This window comes from Yimella lutea (genome assembly GCF_006715095.1).
Classification (GTDB): Bacteria; Actinomycetota; Actinomycetes; order Actinomycetales; family Dermatophilaceae; genus Yimella; species Yimella lutea.
This window is the reverse complement of sequence record NZ_VFMO01000001.1, coordinates 1,239,971-1,254,137: the sequence shown is the minus strand read 5'-3', so window position 1 is coordinate 1,254,137 and position 14,167 is coordinate 1,239,971. Positions and strand designations below refer to the sequence as shown.

General features: G+C 68.5%; 10 protein-coding genes. 5 read left to right on the top strand and 5 right to left on the bottom strand.

Translation table 11 applies throughout. From position 1 onward, the window contains the following. Nucleotides 1-5: 5 nt before the first annotated feature. The 3 genes from FB459_RS05935 to moeB form a co-directional block, all read right to left on the bottom strand. Nucleotides 6-3,365: an ATP-dependent helicase gene (locus FB459_RS05935; protein WP_141927784.1), complete on the bottom strand. Its 3,360-nt coding sequence runs from the start codon at nt 3,363-3,365 to the stop codon at nt 6-8. Beyond that, nucleotides 3,365-6,496: an ATP-dependent helicase gene (locus tag FB459_RS05930; RefSeq protein ID WP_141927783.1), complete on the bottom strand. Its 3,132-nt coding sequence runs from the start codon at nt 6,494-6,496 to the stop codon at nt 3,365-3,367. Before FB459_RS05930 ends, FB459_RS05935 begins: the two co-directional genes overlap by 1 nt. A 70-nt stretch (nt 6,497-6,566) precedes the next feature. Next, a complete protein-coding gene (moeB, locus tag FB459_RS05925; RefSeq protein ID WP_141927782.1) occupies nt 6,567-7,739 on the bottom strand; it encodes a molybdopterin-synthase adenylyltransferase MoeB in 1,173 nt (390 codons plus the stop codon). A gap of 62 nt (nt 7,740-7,801) precedes the next feature. Here moeB and FB459_RS05920 point away from each other — a divergent pair, with 62 nt between their 5' ends. The 3 genes from FB459_RS05920 (at nt 7,802) to FB459_RS05910 (ending at nt 9,259) form a co-directional block, all read left to right on the top strand. Further along, nucleotides 7,802-8,437, top strand: a complete 636-nt coding sequence (locus FB459_RS05920; RefSeq protein ID WP_370447364.1) for a TetR/AcrR family transcriptional regulator — start codon at nt 7,802-7,804, stop codon at nt 8,435-8,437. Between the two features lie 63 nt (nt 8,438-8,500). Continuing rightward, nucleotides 8,501-8,722 carry a DUF3107 domain-containing protein gene (locus tag FB459_RS05915; RefSeq protein WP_129627033.1) on the top strand — a complete coding sequence of 74 codons (222 nt, stop codon included), beginning with the start codon at nt 8,501-8,503 and terminating at the stop codon, nt 8,720-8,722. Nucleotides 8,723-8,971: 249 nt separating this feature from the next. Then, on the top strand, nt 8,972-9,259 hold the full coding sequence (locus tag FB459_RS05910; protein WP_141927781.1) for a GlsB/YeaQ/YmgE family stress response membrane protein: 288 nt from the start codon (nt 8,972-8,974) through the stop codon (nt 9,257-9,259). 70 nt (nt 9,260-9,329) lie between these two features. On the opposite strand, the gene FB459_RS05905 is transcribed toward FB459_RS05910, so the two are convergent. After that, nucleotides 9,330-10,055 (bottom strand): ferritin-like fold-containing protein, encoded by a 726-nt coding sequence (locus FB459_RS05905; RefSeq protein WP_141927780.1) that lies wholly within the window; start codon nt 10,053-10,055, stop codon nt 9,330-9,332. Between the two features lie 197 nt (nt 10,056-10,252). Between FB459_RS05905 and FB459_RS05900 the strand changes: the two genes are divergently transcribed. Both FB459_RS05900 and FB459_RS05895 read left to right on the top strand, forming a co-directional pair. Continuing rightward, nucleotides 10,253-11,989, top strand: a complete 1,737-nt coding sequence (locus FB459_RS05900; protein WP_141927779.1) for a DEAD/DEAH box helicase — start codon at nt 10,253-10,255, stop codon at nt 11,987-11,989. Beyond that, nucleotides 11,986-13,011, top strand: coding sequence for a helix-turn-helix transcriptional regulator (locus tag FB459_RS05895; RefSeq protein WP_141927778.1), 1,026 nt, complete (start codon nt 11,986-11,988; stop codon nt 13,009-13,011). Before FB459_RS05900 ends, FB459_RS05895 begins: the two co-directional genes overlap by 4 nt. A gap of 276 nt (nt 13,012-13,287) precedes the next feature. On the opposite strand, the gene FB459_RS05890 is transcribed toward FB459_RS05895, so the two are convergent. After that, a complete protein-coding gene (locus FB459_RS05890) occupies nt 13,288-14,136 on the bottom strand; it encodes a PHP domain-containing protein (RefSeq protein ID WP_141927777.1) in 849 nt (282 codons plus the stop codon). Between the last annotated feature and the right edge of the window lie 31 nt (nt 14,137-14,167).

Genomic DNA, 14,167 nt, shown 5'->3' with positions numbered 1-14,167 from the left:
ATCCGCTACTCCTGCAGCGGGATAGCGGTGATCAGCCGGTCGATCGCGTCGTCGCCGGGCAGTTCCGGGCGTACCGTCTCACCCGTCGCGGCGTAGTAGAACGCGGCCTTCACCCGCTCCGGCTCGATGCCGCGTAGTCGTGCATACGCCAGCCGGTAGGCCGCCAACTGCAGGACACGTGCCGAACCGCTGAGGCCCGACGGCGGACGACCGGTCTTCCAGTCGATGATCAGATAGCCATCGGCGTCCTCGAAGACCGCGTCGATCCGACCGCGCACCGACACCCCGGCGACCCAGGTCTCGATCGGCACCTCGATGGCGATCGGGGCACGTCCGGCCCATTCGGAGGCGAGGAAGTTGGCCTTCATCGTCTCCAGGTCGGCGTCGACGTCGGCGTCCAGATCGGCGAACCCGGGCAGTTCGTCGATGTCGACGAGGGCCGCCTTCGAGTAGTGCTCCTCCACCCAGGCGTGGAAGCGGGTACCTCGGCGCGCTGCGTACGCGGGCGGGGAAGGCATCGGCCGGCGCAGGTCGAGCGCGAACTTCTCCGGGTCGCTCGCCAACGCCACCACCGACGAGGCGGACAAATGACCGGGCAACTGGACGGTCGGCACCCGCACCCCGGTGCCGACCGCGCGTTCGTGCAGCAGGGTGCGTAGTTCGCGTCGCCGACGACGTTCGGCATCGGAGAACGGACCGTCGACCTCCAGAGCGCCGAGGGGATCGGGGCCGGCCGCTGGTGTGATCTCCTGCAATGCGTTCAGCACGTGTTCGCGGCCTTCGAGCAGCGCGCTGCGACGCCGGGCCAGCGGGTCGTCGGGCCACACCATGGACAGCCCGTCGACCAGCCGGGGATTCGTCGCGTCCGGGTCTGGATCGGGTGAATTCGGTTCGAAAACAACGTGTCCGGCGTCGATGACGTCGCGCAGGAAGCGGGAGGGCAGGCGGCATTTGCTCCCCGAGAACCACACGGACGAGGTCATCAGCATCGAGTGCTTCGCCCTGGTGAGCGCGACGTACGCCAGCCGCCGCTCCTCCGCGAGGCCGTGCTCGCCGTTCGCCTCGCGGAACTTCTTGTACTCATCGCGCAGTTCGACGAGGTCGGCGAGTTCACCGATGGGCAGCGACGGCAGCCCGTCGCTGTCGCCCCGCAGGTCATAGGGCACACCATCGAGGCCGACCGTCCAGCCCTTCTCCTCCAGCACCCAGGTGCTGCGGTCGTTCGGGTCGGTCTTGGCGCCGACACTCCATCCCTGCAGGTCGGTGTTGTAGGTGGCCGACCGGCGGTGGTTGGGGAAGACGGTCTCGGTCATCCCCGGAATCGCGACGTGATCCCACTCCAACCCCTTGGCGGCGTGGATGGTGAGCACCTGAATCGCCGCATTGTTGGACTCGATCTCGGCCTTGTCGAGGCCGCGTTCTTCGTCCTCGGCTGCATCCAGCCAGGACAGGAAGCCGCCGAGCGTCGGGCGGTCGGCACTGGCGGTGAAGTTCATCGCGACGTCGGCGAACGCGTCGAGGTGCACCCGCGCCGTCTGCGGGGTCACTCCGGGCCGCGACATGACCTCGATGTCGATACCGAGTGCGCGTTCGGCCTCGCCGGTGAGTTCGGCCAGCGGGAGACCGGTCAGACGGCGCAGGCTGCGGATCGCCAGCGACAAACCGGAAAGTCGCTCTCGAGCAACAGAACTCATCGGATTTCCGGCCGGCCCGGCCCAGTCGACCGGCGGCAGATGATCCAAGGCTTCGACCAGGGACGGCCGATCGCGGGTGTCGGGCTCACGGTCCTGTTCGGTGCGCGGAACCTGTGGTCTGCCGTCCTGTTCGATGCGCCGCGACCAAGCGGCGAGGACATCGAGGTCGGCCGCACCGAGCCGCACCAGCGGGCCGGTGAGCAACCGGATCAACCGGTCGCCCCGGGTCGGGTCCTGAACCACCCAGAGCAGGCTCACCAGATCGGCGACCTCGGGCGTCATCAGCAGACCGCCGACGCCGACGACCTCGACCGGCAGGTCAGCGCGATCGAGCGCGTCGATCATCAACGGGAACAGCGAGCGTTTGCGGCACAGGACAGCGGCCGTCGGGTGATCGCCGTTCTGGTCGGGTTGCCACCGCTGCGCGAGCCACGCAGCGACGTGATCGGCTTCCTGCTCGATCGTCTCCAGACGGGCAGCGAACACTGCCCCTTCACCCGCGGTCTCGGCTGCCTGCAGGGCGGGCACGGCCACCGGGCTCCCCTGCCGCAGCGGGGCGGCCACCACGTTGGCCGCGGCCAGGATCGCCCGGTCGTTGCGCCAGCTGCGCGACAGCGGTCGGACGGCGGCGTCACCGCAGGCGTCGGCGAAGTGTGCGGGGAATGATCCGAGCGTCGTGGCACTGGCCCCGCGCCAGCCGTAGATCGACTGGTGCGGGTCGCCGACGGCGGTGACCCGCACCGGCTCGTCCTCGGCCACGAAGAGATTCTTCAACAGCTGCAACTGTGCCTCGCTGGTGTCCTGGAACTCATCCAGCAACACCGCCTTGAACCGGCGCCGCTCCAACTGACCGACCCCGCCGAATCGCGACGCCAGGTTGGCCGCGAGACCCATCTGGTCGGCGAAGTCGAGTGCTGACCTCGCCTGCTTGAGCTGCTGGTACCGCTCCACGAGCGGCAGAACCGCCAGTCGCGCTCGCATCGCAGCCACGAGGTCGCGGTAGTCGGGGTTGGACGCCTTCTTCAGCCGCCCGGCCTCCTGCAGATCCTCCAACCCGTACAGGATCGCCTCGATCTCCAGCCGCAGGTCCTGCGGCGTCAGCAGGTGCTCGGACATCTCACCCGACAACGCGACCACGGCTGCGGTGACAGTGGATTCGACCTTGTCGACATCGTCCATCGGCCCGTCGTAGCCATGCACGACCTCGGCGGCGTACTGCCAGGCCGCTGCCTCGGTGAGCATTCGGGAGTCGGGCTCGACGCCGAGGCGCAGGCCTTGCTCACGCACGAGTCGGCCGGCGTAGGAGTGGTAGGTGAGCACGGTCGGGCTGTCGGACAGCCCGAGCGTTCCGTCGGCGTCCTGCTGCGGCACCCAGAGGCCTGCGGCACGCAGCGCGCGCAATTGACGAGCGACGCGTTCGGCCAATTGGCCTGCTGCCTTGCGGGTGAAGGTGAGCCCGAGCACCTGATCGGGCTGGACGAAGCCGTTGGCGACCAGCCACACCACCCGGTTCGACATCGTCTCGGTCTTGCCCGAACCCGCACCTGCGACCACCAGCATCGGGGCGTCCGGGTCGGCCTCGATGATGGCTCGCTGCTCGTCGGTCGGCGGGAACATGCCGAGCCGGCGCGCAATCTCGAGGCTGCTGTGCATGACAGCCGTGCTGCTCATCAGCTCGACTCCCCTTCCTGAAGTACCGGGCAGGCCGCCCGCACCGAGCAGGTGCTGCATTGCTTGCCAGGAGTCGCGGTGAACTCGGCGGCACCCATTCCCTCGGCGGTGGCGTGCAGCAGCCGGTCGGCCCATTCCGGATCTTCGGTGGACGACAGCGGCACCTGCTGCTGCAGGTTGTAGTCCTCCTTGACGCCCTTGCCCGAGCCCTTGCCCACCTGCAGCAATGCCGCCCCGGCGGAGGTCTCGTCGGCTCCGAAGGCACCGTGCTCGACGGCCCACTGGTACGCGCCGAGTTGCGGGTGTTCGGCGACTTCCTTACCGGACGGTGCGGACCCTCCGGTCTTGAGGTCGATGACCCGGATGCCCTCCGTCTCGTGCCGCTCGATTCGATCGACCTGTCCGGCCAGGCGGACGCGTCCGGCGCCGACCTGGAAGTCCTGTTCGACGCCGATCGGGGTCCACCCGCCGGCGGCCGCCTGGTCGACGTAACGGTGCATCCGCGCGAGCATCAGCGAGGCCAGCCGGAACTGCTGCCGACTGATCCACGACTCGCCGAGACCCAAACGGCCCCAGCGGTTCCGTAACGCCTGCTGCATGCGATCGGGATCGGTGTCGGCGTACTCGGCCGCGATCTCGTGCACCAGGATCCCGATGTTCGCCGCACCCTGGTCAGGACCGTCGCCACCACGGGAGGTGAGAAACCAGCGCAGCCCACAGGTGCCGAAGTCGGCCACCTTCGAGGGTGAGACCCGCACCGGCTGATCCACCCGCCGCACCGGATCGGTCGACGTGAGTTCGTGAAAGGCCCACCACTGATCGAGGTCGGCGCCAGCGACGTCGCGGTGCGCGAGTTCGGCGAGCAGCCGAGCCGCCTCGACCGGGGTGAGTTCCCCCTGCGGACCGGACTCGGGAACGACGAGTTCACGGCGAAGCTCGGCGACCATCGACCGCAGGTTCAACCCGCGTCCGACATCGGTGTGCTTCCTGCCGTCCGGATCGTCGATCGGGTCGACGATGTCAAGATAGACGCTCGGCTGCTCCTCATCCGATCGAACCGCGGTGATCAGGACCCGCTCTGAGGCGCGCGTCAACGCGACGAGGAACTGCCGGGTCTCGTCGTAACGCACCGCCGCGGCCTGCGAGCGCAGATCGGCAGGGCGTCCGGTGAGCGCATCGACCAACGCTTCGGATCCGAGCAGCGAACCGCGCAGCCGCAGGTCGGGCCACACCCCTTCCTGCACTCCGGCGAGCACCACGAACTGCCACTCCTGGCCGGCGGCCGCCTGAGTGGTCAGCAGATCCACCGCGTCCTGCGCCGGGGCCGAGGAGGTCAGCCGGTCACCGGCGACCTCCTGGTCACGGATGTGGTCGAGGAAACCGGCCGGTGACGCACCGGGCAGCCGGTCGACGTAGGACGCCGCCGCCCCGAACAGGCCGACGATGGCGTCGAGGTCGTGGTCGGCACGGGCGCCCGAGGTGCCACCGGCGAGCGCCGCGCGTGACCACGGACCGGCGACACCGGCGGCGATCCACATCTCCCACAGGACGGTCTCCGCGGACGCATCCGGCGCCTGCCACGCGGCCGTGCCCGCCGCAAGGACGGCGGAGATGCGCAAGAGGCCGACCGCGTCCGGGCCGACATCGCCGAGAAACTCGGGTCGGTGCACCGTCTCGACCAACAGTTCGTCGCTGGAGCGACTGCCTCCGTCGGCCAACTCTGCCGAGCGGAGGGCACGACGAAGACGCCGGATGGACAACGAATCCATATGTGCCAGAGGAGAACTCAGCACATCGATGATGTCGTCGGGGGTCCAGTCGGGCACCCGACCCGCGGCGAGGTCGGCCACGACTTCGAACAAGGTGAGAAGCGGTCGGACTGCCGGTTCGTCACGCAGCGCGATGACCGTCGGCGGCATCGCCACCGGCACACCTGCACTCTGCAGCACCCGACGCAGCGCGGAGATGCGGGCCTGCCCCCGCGTGATCACGGCCATCTGCGACCACGGCACGGAGCTCTCGAGGTGCGCACGGCGCAGTTCGGCTGCGATATGAGCCGATTCCTGACTCACCGCACGCAGCATCGCCACCTCGACCGACCCTTCACGTGCGGCAGCGGACGGGCTCCGGTGCTCGCCGCCGGCCACCGAGCCGATGCGTGCGGTCACCCGCGCGGCTGCTTCGCGGATGGTGCGCGGCGAACGATGAGCGGTGCCGAGTTCGAACCGGGCCGGTGAGCCGGCGCGCTCGGCGAGATCGAGGAACAGCCGCGGGTCGGCGCCGCGGAAGGTCTGCACCGCGACATCGGGATCGCCGATCAGCATCAACCGGGTCGTCGGTCCGGCGAGCAGCGACACCAGTCGTGCTGCGGCTCGAGTGAGTTCCTGTGCGTCGTCGACGACGATCAACGCGAACTCCCGGTGCAGTTGCTCGAGTTGGTCGGGCATGGCCTCCAGCAGGTCGGCCGCACCGCCCATGATCCAGGCAGGGTCGTAGGCTCCCGGCCGGGACAGAGCCGTGACCTGGTCGTACTCGTCGAGCACGTGTGCGGCAGCGATCCACTCCTGCCGTTCGTGCTCCTCACCGAGCAGACGCAGGTGGTCGGCATCGACACCCCACTCGACCGCACGCATGAGCAGGTCTCGTAGCTCGTGCCGGAACCCTCGGGTCGCCAGCGCCTCGTGCACGAAGTCGGGCCAACGCGGGCCGGGCACCTCACCGGACGCGTGCCCGGCGAGCAGGTCACGCAGAATCACGTCCTGCTCGGGGCCGGTCAACAGACGGGGCGCCTCCCGCCCCTCCACTGCAGCAATCCGGCGCAGGATGCCGAAACCCAGCGCCTGGGGAGTGCGCGCCATCGGTGCGCTGGAGGTGTTCGCCAGACGTGCTGATGCTCGCTCCCGCAGCGCGCCGGCACGAACGCGGGTCGGCGACAGGATCACGCAGGAGTCAGAAGGCACTCCTGCATCGACGGCGTCGACGACTGCTTCGACCGCGAGCAGGCTCTTGCCGGTGCCCGGCGCGCCCAGCACCAGACGGGTCGCCGCGGGACTCGACACCGCAGCACCCTGGGCGGCGTCGAGAACGGGAGCCTGCACTGCGTCGGGTGCGCAACGGACCAGTTCGACCATGCCAGCCATCACACCAGCCGCCACCGACAACCTCGGGCGTGGGCCGGACGAGGCCCGCCCCAGGACGCGCTCAGGCGGGGTCGAGGGCCGGATCGACGGCGGCGGCCCAGGCCAGGATCCCGCCGTCGAGGGAGCGCGCGTCGATGCCGCGCTCCAGCAGCAGACGTGTTGCTTCGGCGGACCGGACGCCGGAGCGGCACATCATGACCAGCGGCAGCCCATCGGCCTCGGGGGCGGCGCCCTGCCGGATGTCGTCCAGTGGCAACCACTGCGAACCGGCAACGGACGCCTGCTCCCACTCCTGCGCCGAACGCACGTCGACCAGCCGCACCGCGCCCGAGGCGAGCAGCCGCCCGGCTTCGACCGCATCGACCATGGGCACGACCTCGACCCGGTCGGTCGACGACGCGGGATCCTCGTCACGGATGTCGATCGGCACCGCGTCCGGGCCGCAGACCAGGCATGACGGGTCGGCGGCGACAGGGATCTGCGACCACTCGAACGCGAGCGCGTCGAACACCGCGATCCGACCCACCAGCGGGTCGCCCAGACCGAGCACGAGCTTGAGTGCCTCGGACGCCTGGGCTGCTCCGAGCAGACCCGGCAGAACTCCGAGCACACCGGCCGCAGCACACGAAGGGGCAGCCGCCGGGTCGGGCATCACCGGAAACAGGCACCGCAGACACGGCCCCTCCCCCGCAGACCACACCGTGAGCTGGCCGTCGAACTGGTTGATCGCCGCCCACACCAGCGGCAGACCGAGCAGCACACAGGCATCGTTGAGCAGGAAGCGGGTGCCGAAGTTGTCGGTCGCGTCGACGACCACGTCGTGATCGCTGCACAGATCGACGACATTGGCGGCGTCAAGTCGCTCACGGACGGCGACGATCCGGACGTCCGGGTTCAACTCGCCGACGGCTCGTGCGGCCGAGTCGACCTTCGCCGTCCCCACATCGCCGGTGCGGTGGATCACCTGACGCTGCAGGTTGCTGAGATCGACCTCGTCGTCGTCGACCACGGTGATCGTGCCGACGCCGGCAGCCGCGAGGTACTGCAGCACCGGCGCGCCCAGACCACCTGCTCCGATGACGAGCACCCGGGCGTCCAGCAGACGGCGCTGACCGGCCGGGCCGACGGACGGCAGGGACAGATGGCGCGCGTATCGGCGCACCTGGTCGTCATCGAGAACGCCGACCGGATTCACCACCTGTGATCTGCCCTGTTCCGATGCTTCACCATCCATGCCGTCCAGCCTAGATCTGTGCATAAGATGACGAACTGACCGGCGAGTAGAACTTGGAGGTAATGATCGTGGGCGACTCGTCTGACACGACTGCGCGCGGTGGTCGGCTGCCTCGTTCGGCTCGGCGGGCCCAGCTCATGGAGGCCGCCCAGTCGGTCTTCGTCGAGGCGGGCTACCACGGCGCGGCGATGGACGAGATCGCCGAGCGCGCCAATGTCAGCAAACCGGTGCTCTACCAGCACTTTCCGGGCAAGCTCGACCTCTACCTCGCCCTCCTGGAGCACCACACGCGTGAGGTGCCCGAGCTGGTGAATGCCGCCCTCACCTCCACCGAGGACAACAGCGACCGGGTGGCTGCGGCGATCAGCGCGTTCTTCCAGTTCGTCGAGCGCAAGGACGCCGCCTTCCGGATGGTGTTCGAGTCCGACCTGATCAACGAGCCGGTCGTCGCCGCCCGGGTCGAGCGGATGGGCACGCTCAGTGCGACCGCAGTGTCCGAGGTCATCGCCGAGGACACCGGCCTGCCGCCCGAGCAGGCGATGGTGCTGGGCGTGGCCCTGGTGGGAATGGCGCAGGTCGTCGCGCGGTTCTGGGTGTCGCAGGAACCCCGCATGCCGCGACAGGAGGCCGAGCGTCTCGTCACGGTTCTCGGCTGGCGCGGCATCGCCGGGTTCCCCAAGACCGCCGACCAGGACTGACCTCTCGCCGAGAGCCGACATAGGCTCGGAGCAGAACCGGCCCGAACAGACTTCAGGAGAGCCATGGAAATCCGCATCGGAGTGCGCAACATCGCGCGCGAGATCGTCATCGAGTCCACCGACTCCGCCGACCAGGTACGCGAGCTGATCACCAACGCGCTGAGCGCGGGCACCGCGATCACGCTCACCGACGAGAAGGGCCACACCGTCGTGGTGCCGGCCGAGGCGCTCGGTTACGTCGACATCGGCTCGGAGCAGGAGCGGCGCGTCGGCTTCGGCAGCTGAGCCCCGCAAACACGCGTCAATCGGTCACGGCCTCACTCGAACGAGTGGGGCCGTGACCGTATCGTTACCAAGGTGGGGTTGACCGCAAACCACACGTCAGTCATTCGGACGAGTAGTTTCATCATCAGGCAAGTGAAGAGGCGGCTATCAGTGCGCCAATTCGCTTGCAACACAGCAAGACCCGAACCACACCTCCGGGTTTCGGGAAGGTGGCCCCAGACGGGCCAGATTCCACAAGGAGTCACCACCATGATCATGAACATCATCACCTGGATCGTGATCGGTCTCATCGTCGGCGCTCTCGCCCGCCTGGCCGTTCCCGGCAAGCAGAACATCAGCATGGTCGTCACGATCCTGCTCGGTATCCTCGGTGCCCTCATCGGCGGATTCATCTCTTACTCGTTGCTCGACATCGACGACAACGGCGGCATCCAGTGGATTCCGCTGATCATCAGCGTCCTGGTCGGCGCTGCCCTGGTCATCGGCTACACGAAGATCGCCGGCGGTCGGGGAATCGACCGCAACTCTCGCGTCTGACACGCACAGCACGACGACGAAGCCCGTCGCCCCTCACTGGGCGGCGGGCTTCGTCGTCGTTCGGCGGTACTCAGGCCGACAGGCCCAACGCTTCCATCCGCTTGGTGTGTGCTTCGGTGATCCGGGTGAACAGGTGCATCACCTCGGCGAGGTCGAGACCGCGCCCTGAACCGTCGTCGACGAGCAGTGCGGTGAGTTCGTCATTGTCGGCGGCCGCGCGCTGCGCCTGCGACAGTGCCTCCCCCACGATTCGCCTGCCCCACAAGGCCATCCGTGCGGCCAGCTTCGGGTCGCGGACGATCGCTGCTTCGAGTTCCTGCTTGGCGTAAGCGTAGTGATCGGCGTCGTCCAGCACCTGCTCGACGAGGGCGCGGGTCTGCGGATCGACGAAACGCCCGCACTCGGCGTAGAAGTCCGACGCGATCGACGAACCGGCGTAAACCTTCATCAGGCCCTCATACCAGTCGGTGGGCTGGCAGCGGCGGTGCCATTCGTCCAGCGCCGGGCGGAACCGCGCCATCGCCTCATGCGGCTTGGCACCCAACTCCTCCAGGCGGGCGGCGAGCAGCTTGTGGTGCTCGAACTCGCGGATGGCGACCTCGGTCAGCCGCACCTTCTTCACGGTCGAGGGTGCGCGATCGGCGTCGGCGACCACGGTGAAGAAGCTGACGAGTTCGCCGTACGCCAGCATGCCCAGCAGCGAAACGACGCCGGCGCGGAAGGTCGGGTCATCGAGGTCCTGGGCGCTCCTCGCGGGGCGTTCGACGGTTTCGGAAGGGTTCAGGTCATCGGCCATGGCCGTGATGCTATCCACCTGCGGCTACGATTGCCTTGTCAACAACGGTGCCCGGTCGGCACACATGACACGCATCGAACCATCGGCGGCCCCGAGGCCGCCCGCGAAGACTCCCGATCGGCTCCCCTCAAGTCACGCCTGTGCCGCACCCGCGTCCGCACGGCGTAGACGCCCGATCGAAGGAATCGACCACACCCATGACCGACATCAACACCGAACCCACCGCTGAAACCACCACTGAGCCCGACGCCAAGCCCGACGCCAAGCCCGACGCCGAGCCCACGATCGCCGAGGCCGACATCGTCACCCTCGATGCCTCCGACGCTGCGCCGGCACCTGTCGTCGAGCAGACGTTCGCCGACTTCGACGTCCGTCCCGGCATCGTCGCCTCGCTCGCCGACGCCGGCATCCTGGCTCCGTTCCCGATCCAGTCGATGACCCTGCCGGTCGCATTGGGCGGGCACGACATCATCGGCCAGGCCAAGACCGGCACCGGCAAGACGCTCGGCTTCGGCGTGCCGCTGCTGCACCGGGTCACCGGCCCGGACGAGGACGGATTCGACACCCTCACCGTGCCGGGTGCACCGCAGGCGCTGGTCGTGGTGCCGACCCGCGAGTTGGCCGTCCAGGTCACGAACGACCTCAAGACCGCGTCCACGCGCCGTTCGGTGCGCGTCGAGGCCGTCTACGGCGGACGCGCGTACGAACCGCAGATCGCCGCTCTGAAGCGTGGCACCGAGGTCGTCGTCGGCACGCCCGGCCGTCTGATCGACCTCAGCCAGCGCGGTGACCTCGACCTGCGCAATGTGAAGGTGACCGTCCTCGACGAGGCCGACGAGATGCTCGACCTGGGCTTCCTGCCGGACGTCGAGAAGATCCTCGCGATGACTCCCGCCTCACGCCAGACGATGCTGTTCTCGGCCACCATGCCCGGCGCCGTCGTCGCACTCGCGCGCCGATACATGACTCAGCCGACCCACATCCGCGCGATGACCGAGGACGGCGGCAACGCCCACACGGTCAAGGCGACGACCCAGTTCGTCTATCGCGCCCACGCGATGGACAAGGTCGAGATGCTGGCCCGCATCCTGCAGGCCAAGGGCCGCGGCCTCACCATCATCTTCACCCGCACCAAGCGCACCGCCGCCAAGGTGTCGGACGATCTCGCCGAGCGCGGGTTCGCCGCAGCCGCGATCCACGGTGACCTCGGCCAGGGCGCTCGCGAGCAGGCGCTGCGTGCGTTCCGCTCCGGCAAGATCGACACGCTGGTCGCGACCGATGTCGCAGCCCGAGGAATCGACGTCGACAACGTGACCCATGTCGTCAACTACCAGTGCCCCGAGGACGAGAAGACCTACGTGCACCGCATCGGACGCACCGGACGCGCGGGCCAGACCGGCACCGCAGTCACGTTCGTCGACTGGGACGACCTGCACCGCTGGACGATGATCAACAAGGCCCTCGACCTCGGCATCCCGGAGCCGGTGGAGACCTACTCCTCCTCCGACAACCTGTTCACCGACCTCGACATCGACCCCTCGGTCACCGGGAAGCTGCCGCGCTCGGCGCGTAACCGTGCCGGCCTCGATGCGGAGGAACTCGAGGACCTCGGCGAGGTCGGTGCATCGGCCGGCAACCGTGCTCGCGGGTCCGGCCGTGCCTCCAGTGCAGGCCGTGGCCGCAGCGGCGGCAACGGACGTGGCGGCCGCGACGGCGAGCGCCGCTCCGGTGGACGCGGCAGTGGACGCGACGGTGGACGCGACGGTGGACGCGACGGTGGACGCGACGGTGCGTCCGAGAGCGCACCGAAGCGGTCGAAGGACGACAGCGGGTCTGCGAGTGGCGAAGGTGCTACACGGCCGCGTCGCCGTCGCCGGACCCGCAGCGGGAACGCCGGCGGAAACGGTGACGCGTCGGGCAGCACTTCGTCGTGAGCACGCAGCGGCCGTTCTCCGATCGGGTCGTGAGCCATCTGCGGCTCGCCGATCACCGGCTGCGCACCTCCGAACCGGGCTCGAACCGGCGCCGTTACTCGATCTGCCGAATGACGCTGCACAACATCGCGCCGATCGACAGTTTCTACCTGGGCTTCTTCCACGGTGAAGACACGGTCGTGATCCCGTACATCTACGACCACGACCGGCACCTGCAGCCGGACGTGACCAAGTTCGGCAAGGGTGGTCTGTCCCACTGGATCCGCAGCAGCGGGCGGCCGTACCTCTTCCGCTCCGATGACGGTGCGCTGCTGAGTCGGACGATCCCGTTCGGCGACCCGGACGAGATCTCCGCCGACGCGGTGATCGTGCCGCTGAAGGACCCTGACACCGGTGACATCACCGGACTGATGTCGATCCAGAGCCTGACGCCGGACGTGTACGACGACGAGGTCGTTCACGCGGCGCTCTGGCTCGGGGAGGCACTGATGCTTGCGCAGGCTCGCGACCGCCACGTCGGAGCCGCACCCGAGGCGCTGTACTCCTTGCATCCCGAACTCAACAGCGCGATGTCGGGCGACCCACGAGAACGCTTCGTCCAGATCACCGACCAACTCGAGGCGGCCTACCGTCGGACCGGGGAGATCGCTCGGGCCGTCGAGGAAATCGGCGACGACAAGTTGCTCCGTGACATCGCGGCCGTACGCATGACGCTCGAGCAGACCCAGGTCGACATGGCCGAATGGATGCTCACCCAACCGTTGACCGCCGGCGCGGTCGACGATCAGCAACCGGTGCGGGTCGATCTGACTCCGCGCGAGCACCAGATCGCGACGATGATCGCCACCGAGCAGCTGACGAACGCGCAGATCGCAAAGGAACTCGGCATCTCGCTGAAGACAGTCAAGACACATGTCGGCAGCGTGCTCGGCAAGCTGGGCGTCGGCCAACGCTCGGCGATCGTCTTCGCGATGGCCGACCTGCTGGCCACGTCTCCTGCGGAGCCGCGCAAAAGGTCCTAGGACCCTCGCCGGCGAACCTACGTCGAAGTCTCATGGCGACGCTTGAGGATACCCGGCACGATGTTCATGGCGGAGATTCGAGAAAGGGTCCGATGTTCCATCGGCCTCGAAGGACCACCACGCGGTAGCCAGCATGCAGGGGGGATGCTGGCTACCGGTGTTTCCCGAGCCGCTCAGGCGGTCGGCCCGGGCGGCTGCAACGCTGCGGGGGTCGCCCCGGCAGGTCCTAGACCTACTCCGGGTACTGAACCGATGGCGCCGAACGGACCCACCGACTCATGGCACGAACGCCTCGGTCGGTCCGCTCGCCAGAGCCAGCAACCGCTCGAACTCGGCGCGGTCCGTGGTGTTCTCACCCAGACGGTTGGGCTTGCCGGCCCCGTGATAGTCACTGCTGCCGGTACGGATCAACCCATGACGGGTCGCGTACTCCAGCGCGTGGGCCCGCTGCGCCGGCCCTTGGTCACGGTGATCCACCTCGATCCCTGCGAGCCCGGCTTCGATCATCGCCTCCGCCGTGGCGTCGGCGACCACCCGTCCGGTGACGTGGGCGAACGGGTGGGCGAGCACCGGCACCCCGCCCGCCGCCAGCACCAGTTCGACCCCGCGTACCGGATCGACCGCGTAATGGCCGACGTGGTACTTGCTGCCGGAGAACAGAAACCGGTCGAAGGCGTCCGCCCGGTCGGCCACGGCACCGATCTGCACAAGCGCGTCCGCGATGTGCGGACGTCCGATCGTGGCGCCCTGCGCGACCTGCGCCTGCACGTGTTGCCAGGTGAGGCCGGTGTCGGGTTCGAGCAGGTCGACCATCGCCATGGCGCGCCCCTCGCGGGAGATCCGCGCCTTCTCCATTTCGCCCAACAGCCCGCTGTGCTGCGGGTCGACGAGGTAACCGAGCAGATGCAGACTCAGGTGATCGATCTCGCAGGAGATCTCGATGCCGGGGACGAAGCCGATCCCCACGTCCTGCGCGGCGCTCCGGGCTGACTCCCAGCCGGAGGTCGTGTCGTGATCAGTCAACGCCACGACGTCGAGACCGGCTTCCTGCGCCGACCGGATGACGTCGGCGGGAGTCTGGGTTCCGTCGGACTCGATGGAGTGGGTATGGAGGTCGATGCGCACCCCAGCAGGCTACGCCGCAGGCCCAATCGCA

Coding starts and splice junctions, on each gene's coding strand:
- FB459_RS05935 (WP_141927784.1), bottom strand. CDS start 3,365: ATGAGCAGCACGGCTGTCATGCACAGCAGCCTCGAGATTGCGCGCCGG.
- FB459_RS05930 (WP_141927783.1), bottom strand. CDS start 6,496: ATGGTCGAACTGGTCCGTTGCGCACCCGACGCAGTGCAGGCTCCCGTT.
- moeB (WP_141927782.1), bottom strand. CDS start 7,739: ATGGATGGTGAAGCATCGGAACAGGGCAGATCACAGGTGGTGAATCCG.
- FB459_RS05920 (WP_370447364.1), top strand. CDS start 7,802: ATGATCGTGGGCGACTCGTCTGACACGACTGCGCGCGGTGGTCGGCTG.
- FB459_RS05915 (WP_129627033.1), top strand. CDS start 8,501: ATGGAAATCCGCATCGGAGTGCGCAACATCGCGCGCGAGATCGTCATC.
- FB459_RS05910 (WP_141927781.1), top strand. CDS start 8,972: ATGATCATGAACATCATCACCTGGATCGTGATCGGTCTCATCGTCGGC.
- FB459_RS05905 (WP_141927780.1), bottom strand. CDS start 10,055: ATGGCCGATGACCTGAACCCTTCCGAAACCGTCGAACGCCCCGCGAGG.
- FB459_RS05900 (WP_141927779.1), top strand. CDS start 10,253: ATGACCGACATCAACACCGAACCCACCGCTGAAACCACCACTGAGCCC.